This is a genomic window from uncultured Azonexus sp. (assembly GCF_937982035.1).
GTDB lineage: Bacteria > Pseudomonadota > Gammaproteobacteria > Burkholderiales > Rhodocyclaceae > Azonexus.
In genome coordinates, this window is record NZ_CALJNI010000004.1 from 13,801 (window position 1) to 36,210 (window position 22,410).

The window sequence follows — 22,410 nt, forward strand, 5'->3', positions numbered from 1 at the left end:
GCCTGGAGCGATGCTCCAAGTTAAGCATCGGACACTCCCAACCAACGCTGTGGTTGTGGAATATTCAGGCCAGCTAGTCGGGGCTCTGACTGGCACAAAGATCACCCAATTAATCAACTGTCTCCTTGATGGCTTCAGTTTCGAGGCAGAAGTCGTTGAAGTACGTGGTGGGACCTGCATCGTTGACGTTCGCTCAGCATGAATACCATCCCAATTACGGTAGTCGGCGGCGCTTACCGCGAGCACTGCGCTTTCCCTGAGCGGAACTTGTTTCGCGGAAGCGGTGGGCGTGCTGCCGCTGTTCTGTCGAGCCTTGGTTTGCCGGTTACTTTTGTAACGTATCTGGGGCCAACTCTCCGTCCAAGCTTTGAGGATATTGCGAAGAAATTTGGGTATAGGCTGGATGCCAGAGAGGGCCTCGACGACATCTGCTTTCGATATCGATATCCCTTGGGACAGCCACTGATATATCCGAACAGCCCAAGGGGCTTGGCGGATTCAGTTCCAATTGAGGCAGAAAATGTGTTGGTTTTTGGCATGTTGGAAGGCCGGCCCCCGGTATATGCCAAGCGTGTAGTTTACGACCCTCAAGATGGTGCAAGTGCAGCGCACTTTTCATCGAATGGTTCGACAGCACAGGAATTAGCACTTGTGGTGTCCTACTCGGAAGGTCGACGGCTCGCCGATCAAAAGGCCCCCGAGGCCATCGCCCTTAAGCTTCTCGGTAGCAGAGAGGTATCCGCCGTCGTCGTAAAGTGTGGCCCTCAGGGCGCACTTGTTCAAACACAGCATGAGAAAACCTGGATTCGCCCGTTTCCAACTACGGTAGTCTACAAAATTGGATCCGGGGATGTCTTTTCGGCGGCATTCGCATATGCGTGGTTAGCTGAAGGGCGTGATGCCGTTGCAGCAGCCTGGTTTGCGTCAAGGATCGTGGCAGCTTACGTCGAAACGTCATCTGACCGAATTGAAACATCATTCCTTCCTAGCTACTGGTCAGATGCTGACAATGCTCGTCGGCTATTGGCTTCAACTTCTGCACGCCCTCTACCAGAGACGCAAATCTACCTTGCGGGACCTTTCTTTACGACTTCGCAAAGATGGTTGATAGATGAGGTTAGGGACGCCCTTCGTGATATGGGGTTTAAAGTATTCTCACCGGTGCACGATGTTGGCTTTGGCCCCGCAAACGAGGTGGCACCACAAGATCTTTTTGGTCTCGAGCAATCCGGGATGGTGCTAGCCCTACTCGACGGACTGGATGCCGGAACTTTGTATGAAGTTGGTTATGCGCGGTCCAGAGAGATTCCAGTCGTGGCAGTTGCAGAATCGGTGGATGCCAATGATCTGACGATGCTGCTTGGTTCTGGTTGCATTATTACCAATGACCTGACGACCGGGATATATAGAGCCTGCTGGGCATTAATGGGTGATGTCTAAGTTACTTCTGCTGTCCGGGGGTATAGATTCGCTAGCATTGGCCGCATGGAAGAAGCCAGCCAGATGCCTGACTATTGACTATGGTCAGCGTGCAGCACGCGCCGAAATCCAGGCATCCAATGAAATTTGTAAGGCGCTTGGGTTACGCCACTACACCATCAGCGCACCGATACCGACGCTTGGGATGGGTGATATGTCTGACCAAGCAGTGTCCCCGTACTCAAAGTATCCGGAATTTTGGCCATTTCGAAATCAATACTTGATCACATTGGGTGCAATGTACGCGCTAAACCATGAATGTTCAGAGGTGATGATCGGCGCAGTTGCAACTGATCTGCATGTTGATGGTAGTCAGCCGTTTGTAGAATTAGCTTCCCAGCTGCTTTCGATGCAGGAGGGTGCCGTCAGACTTACTGCGCCGGCGATTGGAATGACATCTGCTGATTTGGTCAGGATTTCCGGGGCGCCTTCGGAAATCCTTGGCTGGGCCCATTCATGCCACTGCAGTAATCTGGCCTGTGGCCATTGTAGTGGCTGCAGGAAGCACTCAGAAGTAATGGCAGGTTTCGGGTGGCACCGTTAAACGCTAAGTTGTAACTGCAATTGCGTTGTCTTGGAGCGTTGCTTTGAGGGAAGCTGCTTGGCGCCAAATTTTCGGTCAAGTGCCTCTAATGCAACTTTCCCGAAACTTCGCATCTGATCCCAAATCAGGCAGTCAAGAACAGCTGGCCTGACGTTTAGGGCGTTGCAAAACTCGACAAATTTCGTCTCCATTGACTCGTAGTCACGTTCGACCCGTTCTTGAACGGAAAATAGATCACAAAGCTGACCAGCTCGTATCAAATGGATGTCCAAAATGGCCACGTCGTCTGCATCGAGAAAATTGCGTGCAACCCAGCCTGCCGTCTTATAGCCAACTCCATCGATGCGAAGCAGTTCGTCACGTAATGACTTTCCACGGCATTGGTCAAGTGAGTTGGCATGTAGAAATGCCATTGCTTTAGCCAGGTAACGAGCTTTTTGATTTGGGTATCGGTAGTGATGGAGTCGGCCATTCAATTGCAGTGGTTCCTGCAATTGGCGTTGCCAGATTTCTGCAGAAGTCTCGAGTCTTTCTACCAAGCCTGCATTGCAGCAAGCCTCGAATGCAGCTGTGCTTAGCTCAGCTGTGATTCCGAACCCGCCAAGAAGGCAAAAGGTGATCTCCTCGGCAAGTGATCCTCGTGCTTTGTAAGGCGAATGTACCGCATCCTCAAGTCCATACATCCAATACTGGGACAGCCAGTAAGCAGGGCTGAAAAGGGTCCAGTGCTCTCCCCACAGAACACCCGGCAGCACCGACTCAGCGGCGTCGGGCAGCGTTCGTTGGTATTCCTGACCTTCTAACCAGTAATGAACGACTTGGCCCATGATCGAATAAACCTGCGTGGCTCTGATTTGCAACAAACAAAAATCGCTGACCGCCTTTGTGAAGGCTTTAAGCACGTATTGGCGACATTGCAGTCGTGCGCTATATTTTGCAACATGGGTAGAAAATTGCAACTTCCTGATGAGCCATTGGCGCTTGGTGCCGCAATTGAAAGTGCGCGCCATACTAATGGCTATACCATGGAGACGCTAGGAAAGCTCGCAGGGGTCAATAGAAGCCAGATATCACTGATGGCTTCTGGAAAAATTAAAACAGTATCGTCGAACGTGCGCAAAGTCTGCAACGTGTTGCAAATTGACCCGGATCAGTTGCTGTCGCGCAAACTTGAATTGCCTTCTGAAGTCTTGCAAGAGATATACGGTGGCTGGCTCCAAGCTGGGGATCGGCGTAATGCTTATGAGAAGGCGCTTGTTGCGTTGTCCCGCTTGTTTTCGTAACGCATCCATTCGGTTTCCATCTCCCGGAGGCAGAAACACATATGATTCGTGAATAATGGGGTAAGAGTATGTTTTTTGTGTGATTGCTGCCTTAGCGTTCGCTATGTGACCTGAGTAGGTGTAGGTTTGTGGGGAGAATGCCATCATGACCAAGGTATTACCTATTGCCGCCTGCATGAGCCCGTAGTTCGGCTAGAGCAGACAGTGCGCAGCACTTCATGAAGAGCGCTGTGCAGCGATTGTGGCCCATGGACGTCAATGCCAGCGACACAGTGTCGGCCGCAAAGCAGCCTCACCCCAATGTCTAAATCAACGACCTGGCAAGAGACACGTCCCAATGCTGAGCATTGATGGAAACTATCCGCATGGATGCAGGACTAGGCCGTCACCCTTGGATAAAGGCATAGAGTACGTCGGACCAGCGCATGAGGTCCTTGTACAAATGGACTCAATGCAGCTCGAACAGATTCTGGACAATCTACTCGAGAACGCTGAGCGCTTTCGGGTTCCTGGCAGCAACATAGAACTTCGGTTGACCGAGTCCGGTAGCCTAATCGAGCTAGCCGTCTTTAAGTGCGGCCAGCCTATCCCAGAAACTGACATCGAGAGAATCTTTGACCTTGGGGTCACCGACAGTGATGCACCTGGCAACAGCGGCCTCGGGCTATTTGCGTCGCGCATTTATGCATTAGCCATGGATGCAACCTAAACGCGCGTAACGAGGTCGATGGCGTCTCATTGGTCCTGCAGTTCCCGCGACTCGTCTTGGATTGAATGGCTGGCCCAAGACATCTTCGCTCTGTCCCCCTCTTCGTCGGGCAACGGGCAGCAGATCGGCCAAAGCGGCCATCCAGTCGCACTCTTCGTCTGGCGGCTTTTCGTTGTGGTATAGACGTTCAACGCAGCCCACAAAACTTCGGCCGATTTGGATCGGCATGTGGAGCCCCTTCGATATTGCTGTTCATTCGATTAACATGATCCCTTTCCAAACGATTTTGCAGGCGAACGGGTATCCCAATGCGTCAGAGCGACATAGTCAGCAAGCTAAGCCATGAGCAAATCTGAGGCGCAAACCCGCTCGGAGCTTATCGACCAGCAACTGGCCCAGTCTGGCTGGGACGTGAAAGACCCTACACAAGTTGTTGAAGAGTACGACATTCTGACCTCGCTTCCCGAAGGTGTGGCCGAACCTCGCACCCACTACGAAGGTCATCAGTTCAGTGATTACGTTCTGCTAGGCAAAGATCGCAAGCCACTTGCCGTTGTCGAAGCCAAGAAGTCCAGCCGTGATCCCGCCATCGGCCGGGAACAAGCAAAGCAATACTGCTACAACATTCAGAAGCAACTCGGTGGCGAATTGCCGTTCTGTTTCTACTCCAATGGCCTGGAAACCTATTTCTGGGATCTGGAAAATGCACCACCCCGCAAGGTCGTCGGCTTTCCTACGCGCGACGATTTGGAACGTTTTGTCTATATCCGGCGCAATCGCAAGCCACTGACACAAGAATTTATTAACACCTCGATTGCGGGGCGCGATTACCAGATTCGCGCCATTCGCTCGGTACTCGAAGGCATCGAGCAAAAAAAACGTAATTTCCTGCTGGTCATGGCTACCGGCACGGGCAAGACCCGCACCTGCATCGCCCTGATCGATGCGCTGATGCGTGCCGGCCATGCTGAAAAGGTATTGTTCCTAGTCGATCGCATTGCCCTGCGGGAACAGGCGCTAGGCGCTTTCAAGGAGCACATGCCCAACGAGCCGCGCTGGCCGAACCTGGGCGAAAAACTGATCTCCAAGGACAGACGTATCTATGTCGCCACCTACCCAACGATGCTCAATATCATCCGGGATGAGGTGCAGCACCTTTCGCCACACTTTTTCGATTTCATCGTGGTCGATGAAAGCCATCGCTCGATCTACAACACCTACGGCGACGTGCTCGACTATTTCAAGACCGTCACCCTGGGTTTGACGGCAACACCGACCGATATCATCGACCACAACACCTTCCAGCTATTCCATTGTGAAGATGGCCTGCCAACCTTCGCATATACCTTCGAAGAAGCCGTCAACAACCAACCTCCCTACCTCTGCAACTTCCAGGTCATGAAAATCCAGACCAAGTTCCAGATGGAAGGCATCAGCAAGCGCACCATTTCACTGGAAGACCAGAAAAAGTTGATACTGCAAGGCAAGGAAGTCGAGGAAATCAACTTTGAAGGCTCGCAGCTCGAAAAGCAGGTGATCAACAAGGGCACTAACACCCTGATCGTCCGCGAATTTATGGAAGAGTCGATTAAGGACGCCAACGGCGTGCTACCGGGCAAAACCATCTTCTTCTGCGCCACCAAGGCGCATGCCCGGAGGATGGAAGAAATTTTCGACAAGCTCTACCCGCAATACCACGGTGAACTAGCCAAGGTGCTGGTCTCAGACGATCCACGCGTCTACGGCAAAGGCGGTCTGCTCGACCAATTCACCAACAACGACATGCCACGTATTGCGATCAGCGTGGACATGCTCGATACCGGCATCGACGTGCGCGAGATCGTCAATCTCGTCTTCGCGAAGCCGGTCTATTCCTACACCAAGTTCTGGCAGATGGTCGGGCGCGGCACGCGCTTGCTGGAAAGCAACAAACCCAAACCCTGGTGCTCCGAGAAGGATGTTTTCCTGATCCTCGATTGCTGGGACAACTTCGAATATTTCAAACTCAATCCCAAAGGCAAGGAACTCAAACCGCAGTTACCCTTGCCGGTCCGGTTGGTTGGCCTGCGCATCGACAAAATCGAGAAGGCCGTCGACAGCGGCCTAGCCGACATCGCCGAACGTGAAATCGCCAAACTGCGCCTGCAGATTGCTGCCTTGCCCAAAACCTCAGTCATCATCAAGGAGGCCGCCGCTGCGCTGTCACGACTCGAAGAAGAAAACTTCTGGATCAGCCTCACCCACCAGAAGCTCGAATTCCTGCGCACAGAGATCAAACCGCTGTTCCGCACTGTTTCTGAGGCCGACTTCAAGGCCATGCGTTTCGAGCGCGACCTGCTTGAATACTCGCTGGCCTTGCTCAACGAAGAGAAGGAACAAGCCGCAACCATCAAAGATGGCATCGTCGAACAAATCAGTGAACTACCGCTCTCGGTCGGCTTCATAAAACCACAAGAGGCCCTGATTCGTGCCGCGCAAACCAGCCATTACTGGGCCAAGGCCGATGAAGACGCCTTTGACGAGCTGGTCAGCAAACTTGGCCCCTTGATGAGATTCCGCGAGCAGCCTACGAGCGAAGGTCAGACCCACCTCGACCTGATTGATGAACTGCACAAGAAGGAATGGGTGGAATTCGGCCCACAACACGAAGCGGTCAACATCGCCCGTTACAGGGAAATGGTCGAAACCCTGATTGCCGAGCTAACCGAGCACAACCCAGTGTTACAGAAAATCAAGAACGGTGAAACAGTGAGCGCCGACGAGGCTGAGCAACTGGCCGAGCTACTGCACGAAGAACACCCGCACATCACCGAAGACCTGTTGCGCCAGGTTTATAAAAACCGCAAGGCACGTTTTATCCAGTTCATCCGCCACATCCTCGGTATCGAGCCTCTAAAAAGCTTCCCGGACGAGGTCAGTGCTGCCTTCAATCAATTCATCCGCGCCCACACTACCCTGAGCAGCCGTCAGATGGAGTTCCTCAAGCTGCTCAAAGACTTCCTTATCGAGCGCGAAAAAGTTGAGAAGAAAGATCTGATCAGCGCACCATTTACTGTCCTTCATCCGCAAGGTATTCGCGGTGTATTCAGTCCAGCCGAAATCCGCGAAATTTTGCAGCTCACCGAGCGCCTGGCCGCTTAACAACGAACCGGAATATAAAGGAGTCACTATGCAATCCGGAGCGATTCAATTACTCACAAATCAGTTCGATGCTCTGGGCCAGCGCACCCCGGATGAAGGTGTCGAATTCTGGTTTGCTCGTGATCTCATGGAACCCCTCGGGTACGCCCGCTGGGAGAATTTTCAAAGCGCCATCAACCGCGCAATCGAGTCCTGTGAAACAAGTGGTTTCAAGGCGGATGATCATTTTCGTAACGTCACGAAAATGATCGAAATCGGCAAGGGTGGCCAACGCCCCGTCGACGACTTCATGCTCACTCGCTACGCCTGCTACCTGATCGCCCAGAACGGCGACCCGCGCAAGGAACCCATCGCTTTTGCCCAAAGCTACTTTGCCATCCAGACCCGCAAGCAGGAACTGATCGAAGATCGCATGCGCCTGCAAGCCCGGCTGGATGCCCGCGAGCGCCTGCGCGAATCGGAAAAGACGCTCTCCCAGAACATCTACGAACGCGGCGTCGACGATGCCGGCTTCGGACGCATCCGCTCGCAAGGCGATGCTGCGCTCTTCGGCGGCCATTCTACCCAGGCCATGAAAGACCGTTTCGGCATCACCAAGACCCGCCCGCTGGCCGACTTTCTGCCGACCCTGACCATCGCCGCCAAGAACCTGGCGACCGAAATCACCAATCACAACGTCAGCCAGGACAACCTGCAAGGTGAACGCGCCATCACTCGCGAGCATGTGCAGAACAACGAAAGCGTGCGCGACATGTTGGGCCAGCGCGGCATCAAGCCGGAACAGCTACCGCCGGAAGAAGACATCAAGAAGCTGGAGCGGCGCGTCAAGGCGGAAGAAAAGAAGCTCGTCCAACAGTCGGGTACACTGCCGGCCCCGAAAGAATAAGTCGCTCGCGCGCCATCTGCCGGTCAGCGGTCACGCTGCCGGCCAAGGATCATCACCATGCTGCAAAACAACCCCGAACTCAGAGGTAAGATCGAACAACTCTGGAACAAATTCTGGAGCGGCGGCATCAGCAACCCGCTGACCGCCATTGAGCAGATCACCTACCTGCTGTTCATGAAGCGGCTTGACGAATTCGACTTGAAGCGCCAGGCCGATGCCGAATTTACCGGTGAGCCCTATCGATCAAAATTCGTTGGCAGCTGGATCCCGCCTGAATATCGTGCGCGGCGCGAAGAAACGGATAGCGATGCCGACTGGGCCAGGAAACTGGAAGACGAAAAGCGCTACGCCATCGACAGGCGCCGCCTGCGCTGGAGCGAATTCAAGCGCATGCAGGCCGAGGAAATGCTGCAACACGTCCAGAGCAGGGTTTTCCCCTTCCTCAAGGACCTGAACGGCGCCGAATCCAACTTCACCCACCACATGAAGAATGCGGTGTTCATCATCCCCAAGCCGATGCTGCTGGTGGAAGCGGTGAAGACCATCGACGAAATCTTCGAGGTCATGGAGCGCGACTCGCGGATCAATGGGCAGGCCTTTCAGGACATCCAGGGCGATGTCTATGAAATGCTGCTTTCCGAAATTGCCACCGCCGGCAAGAACGGCCAGTTCCGTACGCCGCGCCATATCATCAAGCTGATGGCCGACCTGGTACAGCCGCAACTCGGCCACAAGATCGCCGATCCGGCCTGCGGCTCCGGCGGCTTTCTGCTCGGCGCCTACCAATACATCGTTACCCAGCTCGCCATCCGGGCTGGCAGCAAAAACCTCGTCCCCGACGAAGACGGTTTTGTCCGCACCTCGGTCGCCGCCAGCCTCACCGCCAGCGCCCAGAAAACCCTGCAAGAATCGCTCTACGGCTACGACATCGACGCCACCATGGTGCGCCTGGGGCTGATGAACCTGATGATGCACGGCATCGACGAGCCGCATGTCGATTACCAGGACACGCTCTCCAAGGGCTACACCGAAGAAGCCGCGTACGACATCGTGATGGCCAATCCGCCCTTCACCGGCAGCATCGACAAGGGCGACATCAACGAAAACCTGCAACTCGCCACCACCAAGACCGAACTGCTCTTCGTCGAGAACATCTACCGCCTGCTCAAGAAAGGCGGCACCGCCTGCGTCATCGTCCCGCAAGGCGTACTCTTCGGCTCCGGCAGCGCCTTCAAGAGCCTGCGCCAGTTGCTCGTCGAACGCTGCGACCTCAAGGCCGTCATCACCCTGCCCAGCGGCGTCTTCAAGCCCTATGCCGGGGTCAGCACCGCCATTCTGCTATTCACCAAGGTGTATGGCGCGAAAGACAAGGTCGACCGGCCAGCCACTGAGCACGTCTGGTTCTACGAAATGCAGGCCGACGGCTATAGCCTCGACGACAAGCGCAGCAAGCAGGAAGGCTATGGCGACCTTCAGGATATTGTCGCCAAATACCATGCCCGTCATGCCGCGACCGACACCGAGCGCACGGCCCAATACTTCATGGTGCCGCGTAGCGAAATCGGGGCCGAAGGCTACGATCTCTCGCTTTCGCGCTACAAGGAAGATGTGTTTGAGGAAATGCAGTACGACGCGCCCGGCGTGATTCTAGATCGGCTAATTCGGGCTGAGGTGGGGGATGTGGACGAGATTGAACTTGCCAAGGTGCAGAGCGGAATTGTTCGGGAACTGCTGGAACTGAGGGGGATGATCGGGTGATCATGCTCCCGCTTACACAATTCGTACAGCTAAATCCTCGTCCTCCGAAGGGGCTTAACGACTCTCAAGAGGTTTCGTTTCTTTCGATGGCGTCTATTTCCGAGGATGGCGTGATAGTTCATCAGGAAACCCGTTTACTCAGTGACGTAAAAAAGGGATTCACATATTTTCAGCGTGGGGATGTGTTGCTGGCAAAGATAACTCCCTGCTTTGAGAATGGAAAATCGGCATCAACTGAAAGTCTTGAGCATGAAATAGGTTTTGGCTCGACCGAATTTCACGTACTCCGTGCGATTCCGGAGAAGCTTGACTCAAGATTTCTTTTTCATCTTGTACGGAGTAGTCGGCTTCGATTCCTCGGTAAAAAATCGATGAAAGGCGCAGCGGGACACAAGCGTGTTCCAGTTGATTTTCTAGAAAAGTTTGAAATTCCAGCTTGGCCTCGCCACGACCAAACCCGCATCGCCCATCTGCTCGGCAAAGTGGAAGAACTGATCGCCCAGCGCCAGCAACACCTGCAACAACTCGACGGCTTGCTCAAGAGCGTGTTTCTTGAGATGTTTGGCGACCCTGTCGTTAATCCACGAGGATTTCCCATAAGGCGCTTATCGGAGTTCTACGTTAATCCCAAAGAAGGCACGAAATGCGGCCCCTTCGGTAGCGCCTTGAAGAAGGAAGAGCTTGTCGAATCGGGCATCCCCGTATGGAACATGGACAACATTGGTCCCTCTGGACAAATGGCTTTGCCTTTCCGCATGTGGATTACCCCAGACAAGTACAACGAGCTCGCTGCGTACTCTGTACAGGATAACGACATTGTTATTTCTCGCGCCGGAACTGTTGGAAAAATGTGCGTGGTACGCATGCAGGGAAAACCGGCCATCATCAGCACCAATCTGATCCGACTTCGTCTTGGTCCTGAACTTCTTCCTCTACATTTCGTTTCACTGATGCGTTACTGCAAGGGCCGGGTGGGGCGCTTAAAGACAGGGGCTGATGGGGCGTTCACCCATATGAATACCGGGGTTCTGGATTCTCTCGAATTCCCGTATCCGCCCATCGAGCTGCAAAAACAATTTGCTGAAGTTGCCCACAAAGTTGAGGAGATTAAATCCAGCTACCAGCAAAGCCTCGACGACCTTGAAGCCCTCTACGGTGTCTTGAGCCACAAGGCTTTCAAGGGGGAACTGGATTTGTCGCGTGTACCGCTGCCGGCAGATCAAACACAACAAGCTGATCAATCGGCACGACCTGAAGACATCGTCACCCCGACCAAGATGCTCAGCCACGTTGTGCAATTCGCCCCCCCCGAAAGCCGTAGCGAATTGCTTGCCCACTGGTTTAATCGCTATCTTGCAAATACCTCACCGGGTGCCAGCCTGAATTCTCGTGCATTCCTTGAGTCGGCCTGGCAGACCCTGCAGGAAACAAGGCTCGAAAACGAAGGAAAATCCCCTGCACTGACCCTAACCGATTACGACGCGTTGAAGGATCTTGTGTTTGCTGCTTTGAAAGGTGGCACGCTGATGCAGACTTTTGCTGAAGAGGGCAACCGCGTGTCGCTGCGCAGACGCCCCGCCGACAGGGGCTCGTTCTAGTCCATGAAGCTGCTCCGCCTCAAAATCACCGACCCCAAAGGCTTTCGCAGCCTGCCCTGTGGCTTTGAGCATCATTTTCGCAGCGAATGGGCGCTACAGGATGAGTTGGCCCAGCCCGCCAGTTTTGCCCCTTTCGTCTGCGCCGGCCCCAATGGCAGTGGCAAATCCAATCTACTCGAAGCCCTGGCGGCGATCTTCTACCAGCTCGAAGTGCTGCGCGTACGCAGCAGCTTTCTGCCCGAAATTTTGCAGAACGCTGCGCCAGATTTTTCGCCGACCGCATTCGAGTTGGACTATCTGATCCAGGTGCCTCTCGAATATCGACACCCGAATGGACAACGGTGGGCCAGCGTCACTGTCTGGAAAAAACCCGGCGAAACAGTACGATTTTTGTGGACTAACCAAGGCGATTTCGACACCGACGTCAATGAGCTCTTCAAAGGCGGGTACGGCGATATTCTCCTGCCTGAGTACGTGCTGGGCTATTCATCGGGCGAAAACGAAATCCTCAGCCTGCCCTTCTTCAAGATGCGTTTCGTGCAGTACGACGAATACTGGCAGGCGCTTGCGCAGCAACTGTCTTACCCCGGCCACCCGGAAACGCGTCTGGCCTATCTCGACAACGGTTTCAGCCAGGCCATCCTGCTCTGCAACCTGTTGTTCCACGATGAAGCGAGCTTGCAGCCTTTCCGCGAGGATGTCGGTGTCGAGGCGCTGAAGGAATTCCGCATCATCATCCGGCGCCGTATCGAAGTCACGGCCAAGCAGGCGGCGCAATTGACTTCCGGCGATTATGTTTCGCCAGGTTATGCCGAAGACAGCTATTTTTCGGACAACCCAGCGATATCCTTAAGCCCGGAAACGGGTGGCTATGTTGTCCATCTTACTCAGCGACTGGAAAGCGATGAGCGCACCTCCATCATCGAGAAGTTCAAGCGTTGCGCAACCTTGAGCTACGAGGATGAACAAACCGATTCCCTGATCCTCGACTACTGGGTAAACGACGCCACCAAGGCAGCATTTCGCAACAATTTCGATGACTCGGCCCTGTCCCTGTTCCAGGCCTTTCAGGTATTGCTGACGCTGAACCTCTATGCGGTCAGCGAACAGCTCAAGGCCGACATCTACCAGTCCAACAGCCATTACGTCAGCGAAACGGTGATGCTCAAGGAACTGTCGGACGGTGAGCATCAGTTACTGCACAGCCTCGGGTTGTGCCTGTTGTTCCGCAACACCAACTGCCTGTTCCTGCTCGACGAGCCGGAAACCCATTTCAACCCGGACTGGCGGGCCAACTTCATCAGTCAGTTGCGCCAGTGCCTGCCGGGTGATGGCAATGTCGGGCAGGAAATGCTGATCACCACCCACACGCCGTTTTTGATCTCAGACAGCAAGCCGGACAAGGTGCTGATATTCAAGAAGGACAAGACCAGCGGCGCGGTCAGCATCAGCCAGCCCGACTACAACACCCTGGGCGCCTCGATCAACAAGATCACCATGAGCACCTTCGGCAAACGGGAAACCATCGGCGGGCACGCGCAAGCCTTGCTAGAGGCCTTGCGCGCCCGCTTTGAACAAGGCGGCGAGAACGAAGAAGAACTGATTACCGAAATTCAGCGTGAACTGGGTGACTCGGTTGAAAAGGTGCTGTTGATCAATGCCATTCTCGACCGGCAGGAGAGAAAAGGCGGAGCGGAGCAAGGCTGATGCTGTTTCCCTACACCTATGTGCCGCACCAGATGGAGAAGATGCAGAAGTTCATCGATTTCATCTTCTTTGAGGTGTGGAGCAAGGCGCAACCCAATATCCCATTTGGTCTGGACCTGTTCGATGCCGAACCGGAGCTGCGCGAGGTGATGGAGGCATTCTTCTACTCGGATGCCCAGGGTGCAGATTTCTTTTTTAGACACGTGGAGCGGATTTATGAGTTCTTTTCCGCGTTGACGCCGCCGCAAATTGCACAATTTCAAGGGTGGTATCGGGGCAATAACGATTTGGAGAAAGTCTGCGCCAACGATCCTGCTGCCGATTTGGCCCGTTACGTTGATGTTGCCGCAACCTATCCAGAACTGGAAAATCTGCTGGCAACTTTCTTCAAGGGGCTATATTCAAAATCGCTGCTGGACCTGGCACCGCTACGCGCCAAGATTGGCGAAATTGATGATCACTACCAGGCTTTTGTTTCCGCCAACAACTCGGGAAGATGTCCGTTTTGCGGCATCAGTCCTTTATTGGGCGAGTACACCACCAAGCGCGACGCCTACGACCATTATTTGCCGAAAGCGCTCTACCCCTTCAACTCCATCAATTTCAGGAACCTTGTTCCGGCCTGCCATCACTGCAACAGCAGTTATAAGACGAGCAAGAACCCGGCATACGTGCAAAAAGACCCCGCAGGTGAAGCCGTTCGGCGCAAGGTTTTTTACCCATTTTCAACGACACCCTATGCCATCGATGTGCAGGTGACGTTCGATCACGCGGATATCGAAAAACTGATGCCTGCGGAGATCAAGCTTACCTTCGGTCCGACTAATCTCTCCGAACAAATTGAGACATGGAAAGACGTTTATGGCATCGACGAACGGTATCGCGAAAAGCTATTGAACGGTGATGGCAAGGCCTGGCTGGTAGAAATTCGGGACGAGTGGCGCTGGCATGATGAATCGGCAGGGGAAGATGGACGAACGCCTGACGAATACCTGCGAGCCGTGCAGCGCCATACGGAGCGGTCGCCCTATGCCAATGAAAACTTTCTCAAGAATGGTTTTCTTCAGGCCTGCAAAAATGCGGGGGTATTCGCACCGATTGCGAAACTGGAAGCTGCGCCTCCAATACCCTGACGTGATACCAGTCAGATGGTGCGATGGGACATTCGATCAAGTTATCCGGCGCGGTATTCGATTCCCATATCACGAGGTCAAAGGGCAGAAATCCAACCGATTTCCGTCATTTTCCTGGACACCGGCCACCGGCAGCTTTGGCCGAATTGTAGCCAGTTGAACTTGACCTATAAAATCAAAAAGGCCACTCTAAACGAGCAGCCTCTTTGTTAGAACAATTCCCACGAAATCTAGACTTTTGGGAAAAATCTAGACAATCGTGGGATCCTACATCCCGTCAGATGTCGATCCTGGCATTCAGCGCATTGGTCTCGATGAATGCCCTTCTCGGCTCGACCAGTTCGCCCATCAGCGTGGTGAAGATCTCGTCGGCGGCAATCGCGTCGTCGATCTGCACGCGCAGCAGACGGCGGACCTTCGGGTCCATGGTGGTTTCCCAGAGTTGTTCCGGGTTCATTTCGCCGAGACCTTTGTAGCGCTGCTTGGCGATGCCGCGTTCGACTTCGTTGAGCAGCCACTTCATGGCTTCGCCGAAGTTGGCGGCAACGTGTTTCTTCTCGCCGCGGGCCATGATGCCGCCGTTACCGAACAGGTCGGCAAGGGTTTCAGCGGTGCGCTTGAGTTGCATGAAATCGCCGGAGAGCAGCAGGTCTTCGTCGATCAGGCCGACCTTGAGGTTGCCGTGGTGCATGCGCTCGACGCGCAGCGTCCAGCGTTCCTGGATGTCGTCGAATTTGGGCACCATGCGGGTGCCGGCCGGGATGTGGCGGGCGATCAGCTCGGCGCTGGCGCGGGCCTGGTCTTCGCTGGAAAGATCGACGGTCAGGTTGTGACGGACGATGGCCTGCAGGACTTCCGGATTGATCAGGTGCGACAGGCGCTCGATGATCGCTTCGGTGGCCAGCCAGGAACGGGCCAGGCCTTCCAGGGCCGGACCGGTGATCGGCGCGCCGCCGGTCGGCGACAGGACGGCTTCGTCGAGGGCCATGTTGAGCAGGAACTGGTGATATTCCTGGTCGTCCTTGAGGTAGCGCTCGGTCTTGCCGTGCTTGACCTTGTACAGCGGCGGCTGGGCGATGTAGACGTAGCCGCGGTCGATCAGCTCGGGCATCTGGCGGTAGAGCAAGGTCAGCAGCAGGGTGCGGATGTGGGCGCCGTCGACGTCCGCGTCGGTCATGATGATGACGCGGTGGTAGCGTAGCTTCTCGACGTTGAAATCGTCCTTGCCGATGCCGGTGCCGAGCGCGGTGATCAGGGTGACGATCTGCTCGGAGGAAATCAGCTTGTCGAAACGCGCCTTCTCGACGTTGAGCACCTTGCCGCGCAGCGGCAGGATTGCCTGGAACTTGCGGTCGCGGCCCTGTTTGGCGGAGCCGCCGGCGGAGTCACCCTCGACGATGTAGATTTCGCACTGCGCCGGGTCTTTTTCCTGGCAATCGGCGAGCTTCCCGGGCAGGCCGACGCCGTCGAGCACGCCTTTACGGCGCGTCATTTCGCGGGCTTTACGGGCCGCTTCGCGGGCGCGGGAGGCTTCGACGATCTTGCCGCAGATGGTCTTGGCGTCGATTGGATTCTCAAGCAGGAAGTCGGCGAGTTTCTGGGCGACGACCTCTTCGACCGCCGGGCGCGCTTCGCTGGAAACCAGCTTCATCTTGGTCTGCGAGGCGAACTTGGGATCGGGCATCTTCACCGACAGCACGCAGGCCAGGCCTTCGCGCATGTCGTCGCCACTGATGTCGACCTTGGCCTTCTTGGCGATCTCGTTTTCGTCGATGTACTTGTTGATGACCCGGGTCATCGCCGCGCGTAGGCCGGTCAGGTGTGTACCGCCATCCGACTGCGGGATGTTGTTGGTGAAGCACAGCACCTGTTCCTGGTAGGAATCGTTCCATTGCATCGCGACTTCGACGCCGATGGTGACCCCGGTGTCGCCAACCTTGGCTTCACCGGCCGAATAGAAGATCTTCGGGTGCAGGACCGACTTGGTGCGATTGACGTACTCGACGAAACTCTGGACGCCACCGGCGAAGGCGAACAGTTCTTCCTTCCCGGAACGCTGGTCGACCAGCTTGATGCTGACGCCGTTGTTCAGGAAGGACAGTTCGCGCAAGCGCTTGGCCAGGATTTCGTAATGGAATTCGACGTGGCCGAAGATTTCCTCGTCGGCCAGGAAATGGACTTCGGTACCGCGCTTTTCGGTGTCGCCAAGCACTTTCAGCGGCGAGATTTCAAAACCGTCGCGGGTTTCGATACAGCGGTCGACCGGCACGCCACGGCAGAACTCCATGAAGTGCTTCTTGCCGTCGCGGCGGATGGTCAGGCGCAACCACTTGGACAGCGCATTGACGCAGGAAACGCCGACGCCGTGCAGGCCGCCCGAGACCTTGTACGAGTTCTGGTTGAACTTGCCGCCGGCGTGCAGTTCGGTCAGCGCGATTTCGGCGGCCGAGCGCTTCGGCTCGTGCTTGTCGTCCATCTTGACGCCGGTCGGGATGCCGCGGCCGTTGTCGATGACCGAAATCGAGTTGTCCGGATGAATGGTGACGATGATGTCGTCGCAATGCCCGGCCAGCGCTTCGTCGATCGAGTTGTCGACGACTTCGAAAACCAGGTGGTGCAGACCGGTGCCGTCGGAGGTATCGCCGATGTACATGCCCGGCCGCTTGCGCACGGCCTCCAGGCCTTCGAGGATCTGGATGCTGGATTCGCCATAGGCTGGCGCCGCGCTTTGCGGGACGTTCTCTTCACTCATTGTTCTTGGTTCCACGTGAAACTTGGCCCGTCCGTGTGGACGGGCCTGAAGCGGTGCTTAAACTGCGATTCAGATGCGCATCGGCATGACGACGTATTTGAAGCGGTCGTTGCCGGGTACGGTAATCAATGCGCTCGAATTGGCGTCGTTGAAGCTCCACTGGATTTCGTCCGAGTGCACGTTGTTGAGCACGTCGAGCAGATATCCGACATTGAAGCCGACATCGATGGGTTCGCCCGTGTACTGTACCTCGATTTCTTCCTGGGCTTCTTCCTGTTCGGCATTGGCGGCAATCAGCTTGAGGCTGTTTTCGCCGAGCACGACGCGGACGCCGCGGAATTTTTCGTTGGTCAGGATGGCCGCGCGCTGCATGGCCTGCATCAGCATCTGACGGCCGACGGTCATGTGGTTGCGCAGGCTGGGCGGGATGACGCGTTCGTAATCCGGGAACTTGCCGTCGATCAGCTTGGACACCAGGACGATGTTGCCGAAGGCGAAACGCACCTGGTTGGACGACAGGGTGATGTTCAGCGCGTCGTCGCTATCGACCAGCAGACGGTTCAGTTCGAGCACGGTCTTGCGCGGCAGGATCATTTCCTGGCGCGGCAGTTCGGTTTCGATCTCGACGCTGGCGTAGGCCAGACGGTGACCGTCGGTGGCCACGGCGCGCAGTTCCTTGCCTTCGACCAGCAGCAGCAGACCGTTCAGGTAGTAGCGCACGTCCTGGGCAGCCATACCGTACTGGGTCTTGGCGATCAGCTGGCGGAAAGCCTTCTGGCTGATCGTGAACTGCTTGGTGTCGCCTTCGCTCAGCGTCATCCGCGGGAAGTCGTCGGCCGGCAGGGTTTGCAGGTTGAAACGGCTTTTGCCGCCCTTGACCTGCAGACGTTTGTCTTCGAGGTTGACGGTGATTTCGGTGCTGTCCGGCAGCGAGCGCAGGATTTCCTGCAGCTTGCGCGCGCCGACGGTCACCGCGCCATCGCCTTCACCGCCGGTACAGGTGGTGCTGGTGGTGATCTGGATTTCGATGTCGGTGGCCAGCAGGGTCAGTTGATCGCCCTTCTTTTCCAGCAGCACGTTCGACAGGATGGGCAGGGTATGGCGACGCTCGACGATTCCCGACACTGACTGCAACGGGGCCAGAAGCGTGTCTCTTTGGCTTTTAATAAGAACCATAAATTAAATTCCTTAATAGACTATATCGGGAACAGTTCTGTGGATAAACAAATATTTATTATTAATTTCAACAACTTGAAGCAGATTTTTGCATCCTCGAAAGTCTCTGAATTGCCTGTGGATGAAAACTGGACAATTTTCCCACAAAGCGGAAAAGCACAGCATGTCCACATTCGCCCGACAATTTATGCACAGACTTGTCTACAGCATCATCCTTTCAGCACCTGAAGCAGGACGTGCAGATCGTGATTGAGCTCACTTTCCTTGGCCCGCAGCGAATCGATGGTCTTGACCGCGTGGATCACCGTGGTGTGGTCGCGGCCGCCGAAGGCATCGCCGATTTCCGGGAAGCTGTGCGAGGTGACTTCGCGGCATAGCCACATCGCCACCTGGCGCGGCCGGGCGATGGCCCGCGTGCGCTTCTTGGAGAAGAATTCGGCAACCTTGATCTTGTAATAGTCGGCAACGGTCTTCTGAATGTTGTCGATGCCGACATTGCGCACCGAACCGATCAGGTCCTTGAGCGCTTCCTTGGCCAGGTCGAGCGCGATGGCGCGACCGTGGAAGGACGAATAGGCGAGCACCTTCTTTAACGCGCCTTCGAGTTCGCGGACGTTGGAGCGCAGATGTTTGGCAATGAAGAAGGCGACTTCGTCGTCGAGGCGGATGCCTTCGGCTTCGGCCTTCTTCTGCAGGATGGCGACGCGCATTTCCAGCTCGGGCGGCTCGATCTGCACCGTCAGACCCCAGTCGAAGCGGGTCACCAGCCGGTCGTCGAGGCCGTTGATGTCCTTCGGATAGGTGTCGCAGGTGATGATGATCTGCTTGCGCGCCTCGATCAGTGCGTTGAACAGGAAGAAGAACTCTTCCTGCGAACGGTTCTTGCCGTTGAAGAACTGGACGTCGTCGAGCAGCAGCACGTCGAGCGAGCGATAGGTGCGCTTGAAGGTGTCGAAGGATTTCTGCTGGTAGGCGCGGACCACGTCGGAGTAGTAATCCTCGGCATGGACGTAGCGGACAATCTTGTCCGGGTTGTCCTTGACGATGTGATTGCCGATGGCGTGGATCAGGTGGGTCTTGCCGAGGCCGGCGCCGCCGTAGATGAACAGCGGGTTGTAGGCACCGCCGGGATTGCTGCCGACCTGCAGCGCGGCCGCGCGGGCCAGGTCGTTGGCCTTGCCGACGACGAGGTTGTCGAAGGTGAAGTTGGAAAACAGGCGCGACTTTTCATAGACCGAGGCGGTTTTGGCCCGGGGTTTTTCCTGGGCGGGCGCTGGGGCCGGCTTGCTGTCCGGGCTGGCTTCACTGGCGACGGGCTTGGCAGCTTCGCTGCGCGGACTGCTGGCCTTGCCGCTGCCGATGACCAGGGCGATGCTGACCGGGGCGGCGAAGAAGGTGTTGCCGTAATCCTCGATGCGCGCCAGATAGCGGTCGCGTACCCATTTCAGGATGAAGCCGTTCGGCGCGACCAGGCGCAGGCCCTCTTCCAGCGCCTTGCTTTCACCTTCCAGGCGCAGCGGCTTGATCCAGGTGTTGAACTGCTGCGCGGGCAGCTCCTGTTCGAATCTTTGCAAACAGGATTCCCAAAAACCGGTCATTGAAACTTTGGCTCCATACCGTACCATCGCCAACAGCGATGGAGGATTTATTATTTATCTGATTTGAAAACGAATTTTCAATGAAATCGGCGGCTTCGCGGCCGCCGACCAAAGCGCAATTCTACCCTGCGATGCACAAGTTATCCACAGCTTGTGGAAATAATTCAGGTTGACAGCAGGGGGGCAAACAAGGTGTAATCACGCGTTTTTCTCCGCTCACTCAAGGAATTACGACATGAAACGCACGTATCAACCGTCGGTCGTGCGCCGCAAGCGCACCCATGGCTTCCTGGTCCGTTCGCGCACCAAGGGCGGCCGTGCCGTCCTCGCTGCTCGCCGCGCCAAGGGTCGCAAGCGTCTGGCCGTTTAAGCCGGACGCCTGGCGAAGTGGAAGCAAGCTTCGCCCGACGCTATCGCCTGACCAAAACGGATGAATTTTCATCCGTTTTTGGTTTCCGGAAGGCCATTCGCGGCACCTGGCTGATGTTGCACTATCAGCCGCGTGCCGAAGGTCATACCGATGCCAGACTGGGCTTGGTCGTCGGGAAGAAACTGCTCAAGCGCGCCGTTGATCGCAACCGGCTCAAGCGCATCGTGCGCGAACGATTCCGGCTTCGGCGCGCGGGTCTGCCGGCTTACGATCTGATCGTCAGGCTGGCGGTCAAGCAAAAGCCCTTTGATGGCAGGGTGATCGGCGAGGATTTCGGCAATTTGCTGGATCGCCTGTCACGTCCCCGTCCGAAAAGGGAAGCACAATGAAGCATCTGCTGATTGCCCTGGTACGTTTCTACCAGTACGCCATCAGTCCGATGTTCGGGAGGCGTTGCCGCTATTTTCCGACCTGTTCGGAATATACGGTCGACGCCATTCGCAAGTACGGCGCCCTCAAGGGCGGCTGGCTGGGGGCAAAACGCATTTGCCGCTGTCACCCGTGGCACCCGGGCGGGTATGATCCCGTTCCCTGAACACCATTAACTACGTAGGCAGCTCATGGATACTCGTCGCCTGATTCTGGTCATGATTTTCGCTTTCTCCAGCTTCATGCTGTGGGAAAACTGGCAGGAGTACAACCGGCCCAAGCCCGTCGCCGAAGTGGCGACCAACTCGCCGCAGGCCGTTGCCGACGGCAGCACGCCGACGCCTTCGGTCAGCCTGCAGGCCGCCGGTTCCGCCATCGCCGCGGTGACCGAAACGCCCGCCGCCACCGGCGAAACCTTCACTGTCGAGACCGACCTGATGAAGGTCACGATTTCCACCCAGGGTGGCGATCTGGTCGGTCTGGAACTGCTGAATTACAAGGAAAGCGACGACAAGGATCACAACTTCGTCCTGTTTGACGCCAAGCACCAGTATTTCGCCCAGAGCGGCCTGATCGGCGACGGTCTGCCGACGCACCGTTCGCTGTTCCGCCGCGTCGATGGCCCGCTGCAATTGCAGGACGGCAGCGATGAGCTGAAGGTGCGCCTGGAAGCCGACGGTCCGGAAGGCGTGCGCATTGCCCGCATCCTGACCTTCAAGCGTTCTTCGTACGTGGTCGATGTAGCCTGGGAAATCGTCAACGGTTCCGACAAGCCGCTGGCGCCGCATGCCTACTTCCAGGTTCAGCGCGACGATGGCGAACCGGCTGGCGGCAACTTCATGATGCACACCTTCACCGGCCCGGCGGTCTATACCGAGGCCGAGAAGTATCAAAAGATCAGCTTCGGCGATGTCGCCGACAAGAGCGCCAAGTTCGTCAAGACGGCCGACAATGGCTGGCTGGCCATGGTCCAGCACTATTTCGTCGCTGCCTGGGTGCCGGAACAAGGTGTTCAGCGCGAGTACTACATGCGCAAGCTGGACAACAGCAAGCTCTACCAGATGGGCGTGATCGTTCCGGTGGCCGAAGTCGGCCCGGGCACCAGCGCGGTGAGCTCGGTTTCGCTGTTTGCCGGTCCGCAGGAACAGGCTGCACTGAAGGCGCTGGCACCGGGGCTGGATCTGGTTGTCGACTACGGCTGGCTGACCGTCATCGCCGCCCCGATCTTCTGGGCGCTGCAGTTCATCCACGGCCTGGTGGGTAACTGGGGCTGGGCCATCGTTGTCCTGACCATCGCCATCAAGCTCGCCTTCTTCCCGCTGTCGGCCGCTTCGTACAAGTCGATGGCCAAGATGCGCCTGGTCACGCCGCGCCTGGTGCAGTTGAAGGAGCGCTACGGTGACGACAAGGCCCGTCTGAACCAGGAAATGATGAAGCTGTACCAGACCGAGAAGATCAACCCGCTCGGCGGCTGCCTGCCCATCCTGATCCAGATTCCGGTCTTCATCGCCCTCTACTGGGTGCTGCTCGGCGCCGTCGAAATGCGCGACGCACCGTGGATCCTGTGGATCACCGACCTGGCCGCACCCGATCCCTGGTACATCCTGCCGGTGATCATGGTTGTCTCGATGTTCATCCAGATCAAGCTCAACCCGACCCCGCCGGATCCGATCCAGGCCAAGGTGATGATGGCCATGCCTTTCGTCTTCGGCATCATGTTCTTCTTCTTCCCGGCTGGTCTGGTGCTCTACTGGGTGGTGAACAACATCCTGTCGATCGCCCAGCAATGGCAGATCACCCGCATGATGGAAGCTGGCGGCAAGGCTGCCAACGATGCGAAAGCCTAA

Annotated in this window: 18 protein-coding genes; 14 read left to right on the forward strand and 4 right to left on the reverse strand. The window is 56.2% G+C overall.

Translation table 11 applies throughout. The features are described from left to right. The first annotated feature begins 198 nt into the window (after nt 1-198). The gene (locus Q0799_RS02685; RefSeq protein WP_298393897.1) at nt 199-1,440 is read left to right on the forward strand and encodes a PfkB family carbohydrate kinase; all 1,242 of its coding nucleotides are present in this window, start codon (nt 199-201) and stop codon (nt 1,438-1,440) included. After that, nucleotides 1,433-2,023 carry a 7-cyano-7-deazaguanine synthase gene (locus Q0799_RS15170; RefSeq protein ID WP_366940762.1) on the forward strand — a complete coding sequence of 197 codons (591 nt, stop codon included), beginning with the start codon at nt 1,433-1,435 and terminating at the stop codon, nt 2,021-2,023. The genes Q0799_RS02685 and Q0799_RS15170 overlap by 8 nt, the downstream gene beginning before the upstream one ends. Here Q0799_RS15170 and Q0799_RS02690 read toward each other — a convergent pair. Next, nucleotides 2,020-2,850, reverse strand: coding sequence for a hypothetical protein (locus Q0799_RS02690; RefSeq protein ID WP_298393899.1), 831 nt, complete (start codon nt 2,848-2,850; stop codon nt 2,020-2,022). The two genes, Q0799_RS15170 and Q0799_RS02690, sit on opposite strands and share 4 nt — an antisense overlap. On the opposite strand from Q0799_RS02690, the gene Q0799_RS02695 reads away from it, so the two are divergent. From Q0799_RS02695 to Q0799_RS02725, 8 genes are all read left to right on the forward strand, one after another. Then, a complete protein-coding gene (locus tag Q0799_RS02695; protein WP_298393901.1) occupies nt 2,833-3,306 on the forward strand; it encodes a helix-turn-helix domain-containing protein in 474 nt (157 codons plus the stop codon). The genes Q0799_RS02690 and Q0799_RS02695 overlap by 18 nt on opposite strands. A 451-nt stretch (nt 3,307-3,757) precedes the next feature. Then, nucleotides 3,758-4,015, forward strand: a complete 258-nt coding sequence (locus tag Q0799_RS15175; RefSeq protein WP_366940763.1) for an ATP-binding protein — start codon at nt 3,758-3,760, stop codon at nt 4,013-4,015. Between the two features lie 342 nt (nt 4,016-4,357). Then, nucleotides 4,358-7,156, forward strand: a complete 2,799-nt coding sequence (locus tag Q0799_RS02700; RefSeq protein ID WP_298393903.1) for a DEAD/DEAH box helicase family protein — start codon at nt 4,358-4,360, stop codon at nt 7,154-7,156. A 28-nt stretch (nt 7,157-7,184) separates the two neighbouring features. Further along, on the forward strand, nt 7,185-8,042 hold the full coding sequence (dinD, locus tag Q0799_RS02705; protein WP_298393905.1) for a DNA damage-inducible protein D: 858 nt from the start codon (nt 7,185-7,187) through the stop codon (nt 8,040-8,042). Nucleotides 8,043-8,099: 57 nt separating this feature from the next. Next, on the forward strand, nt 8,100-9,800 hold the full coding sequence (locus Q0799_RS02710; protein WP_298393907.1) for a type I restriction-modification system subunit M: 1,701 nt from the start codon (nt 8,100-8,102) through the stop codon (nt 9,798-9,800). A gap of 2 nt (nt 9,801-9,802) precedes the next feature. Next, a complete protein-coding gene (locus Q0799_RS02715) occupies nt 9,803-11,398 on the forward strand; it encodes a restriction endonuclease subunit S (protein ID WP_298394990.1) in 1,596 nt (531 codons plus the stop codon). 3 nt (nt 11,399-11,401) lie between these two features. Then, nucleotides 11,402-13,105, forward strand: coding sequence for a restriction system-associated AAA family ATPase (locus Q0799_RS02720; RefSeq protein ID WP_298393909.1), 1,704 nt, complete (start codon nt 11,402-11,404; stop codon nt 13,103-13,105). Beyond that, nucleotides 13,105-14,238, forward strand: a complete 1,134-nt coding sequence (locus Q0799_RS02725; RefSeq protein ID WP_298393911.1) for an HNH endonuclease — start codon at nt 13,105-13,107, stop codon at nt 14,236-14,238. The genes Q0799_RS02720 and Q0799_RS02725 overlap by 1 nt, the downstream gene beginning before the upstream one ends. Nucleotides 14,239-14,515: 277 nt before the next feature. Here Q0799_RS02725 and gyrB read toward each other — a convergent pair whose 3' ends face one another. From gyrB to dnaA, 3 genes are all read right to left on the reverse strand, one after another. Next, nucleotides 14,516-16,990, reverse strand: a complete 2,475-nt coding sequence (gyrB, locus tag Q0799_RS02730) for a DNA topoisomerase (ATP-hydrolyzing) subunit B (protein ID WP_298393913.1) — start codon at nt 16,988-16,990, stop codon at nt 14,516-14,518. Nucleotides 16,991-17,059: 69 nt separating this feature from the next. Then, nucleotides 17,060-18,166: a DNA polymerase III subunit beta gene (dnaN, locus tag Q0799_RS02735; protein WP_298393915.1), complete on the reverse strand. Its 1,107-nt coding sequence runs from the start codon at nt 18,164-18,166 to the stop codon at nt 17,060-17,062. Nucleotides 18,167-18,375: 209 nt separating this feature from the next. Continuing rightward, nucleotides 18,376-19,764 (reverse strand): chromosomal replication initiator protein DnaA, encoded by a 1,389-nt coding sequence (gene dnaA / locus Q0799_RS02740; protein WP_298393917.1) that lies wholly within the window; start codon nt 19,762-19,764, stop codon nt 18,376-18,378. Nucleotides 19,765-19,999: 235 nt separating this feature from the next. Between dnaA and rpmH the strand changes: the two genes are divergently transcribed. The 4 genes from rpmH to yidC are packed head-to-tail and all read left to right on the forward strand — an operon-like array spanning nt 20,000 to nt 22,410. Beyond that, nucleotides 20,000-20,134 (forward strand): 50S ribosomal protein L34, encoded by a 135-nt coding sequence (rpmH, locus tag Q0799_RS02745; protein ID WP_027457001.1) that lies wholly within the window; start codon nt 20,000-20,002, stop codon nt 20,132-20,134. A 17-nt stretch (nt 20,135-20,151) separates the two neighbouring features. Then, entirely contained in the window at nt 20,152-20,523 is a 372-nt protein-coding gene (gene rnpA / locus Q0799_RS02750; RefSeq protein WP_028993881.1) for a ribonuclease P protein component, read from the forward strand. Continuing rightward, a complete protein-coding gene (gene yidD, locus Q0799_RS02755) occupies nt 20,520-20,729 on the forward strand; it encodes a membrane protein insertion efficiency factor YidD (RefSeq protein ID WP_298393921.1) in 210 nt (69 codons plus the stop codon). The genes rnpA and yidD overlap by 4 nt, the downstream gene beginning before the upstream one ends. A gap of 25 nt (nt 20,730-20,754) precedes the next feature. Further along, on the forward strand, nt 20,755-22,410 hold the full coding sequence (gene yidC / locus Q0799_RS02760; RefSeq protein ID WP_298393923.1) for a membrane protein insertase YidC: 1,656 nt from the start codon (nt 20,755-20,757) through the stop codon (nt 22,408-22,410).

Bases quoted from the DNA above. Each gene is read 5' to 3' on its own strand.
- Q0799_RS02700 (WP_298393903.1), top strand. From the start codon at position 4,358: ATGAGCAAATCTGAGGCGCAAACCCGCTCGGAGCTTATCGACCAGCAA.
- Q0799_RS15170 (WP_366940762.1), top strand. From the start codon at position 1,433: ATGTCTAAGTTACTTCTGCTGTCCGGGGGTATAGATTCGCTAGCATTG.
- gyrB (WP_298393913.1), bottom strand. From the start codon at position 16,990: ATGAGTGAAGAGAACGTCCCGCAAAGCGCGGCGCCAGCCTATGGCGAA.
- Q0799_RS02690 (WP_298393899.1), bottom strand. From the start codon at position 2,850: ATGGGCCAAGTCGTTCATTACTGGTTAGAAGGTCAGGAATACCAACGA.
- Q0799_RS02695 (WP_298393901.1), top strand. From the start codon at position 2,833: ATGAACGACTTGGCCCATGATCGAATAAACCTGCGTGGCTCTGATTTG.
- Q0799_RS02710 (WP_298393907.1), top strand. From the start codon at position 8,100: ATGCTGCAAAACAACCCCGAACTCAGAGGTAAGATCGAACAACTCTGG.
- Q0799_RS02685 (WP_298393897.1), top strand. From the start codon at position 199: ATGAATACCATCCCAATTACGGTAGTCGGCGGCGCTTACCGCGAGCAC.
- Q0799_RS02725 (WP_298393911.1), top strand. From the start codon at position 13,105: ATGCTGTTTCCCTACACCTATGTGCCGCACCAGATGGAGAAGATGCAG.
- Q0799_RS02720 (WP_298393909.1), top strand. From the start codon at position 11,402: ATGAAGCTGCTCCGCCTCAAAATCACCGACCCCAAAGGCTTTCGCAGC.
- dnaA (WP_298393917.1), bottom strand. From the start codon at position 19,764: ATGACCGGTTTTTGGGAATCCTGTTTGCAAAGATTCGAACAGGAGCTG.
- Q0799_RS15175 (WP_366940763.1), top strand. From the start codon at position 3,758: ATGCAGCTCGAACAGATTCTGGACAATCTACTCGAGAACGCTGAGCGC.
- yidC (WP_298393923.1), top strand. From the start codon at position 20,755: ATGGATACTCGTCGCCTGATTCTGGTCATGATTTTCGCTTTCTCCAGC.
- dnaN (WP_298393915.1), bottom strand. From the start codon at position 18,166: ATGGTTCTTATTAAAAGCCAAAGAGACACGCTTCTGGCCCCGTTGCAG.
- yidD (WP_298393921.1), top strand. From the start codon at position 20,520: ATGAAGCATCTGCTGATTGCCCTGGTACGTTTCTACCAGTACGCCATC.
- dinD (WP_298393905.1), top strand. From the start codon at position 7,185: ATGCAATCCGGAGCGATTCAATTACTCACAAATCAGTTCGATGCTCTG.
- rpmH (WP_027457001.1), top strand. From the start codon at position 20,000: ATGAAACGCACGTATCAACCGTCGGTCGTGCGCCGCAAGCGCACCCAT.
- Q0799_RS02715 (WP_298394990.1), top strand. From the start codon at position 9,803: ATGCTCCCGCTTACACAATTCGTACAGCTAAATCCTCGTCCTCCGAAG.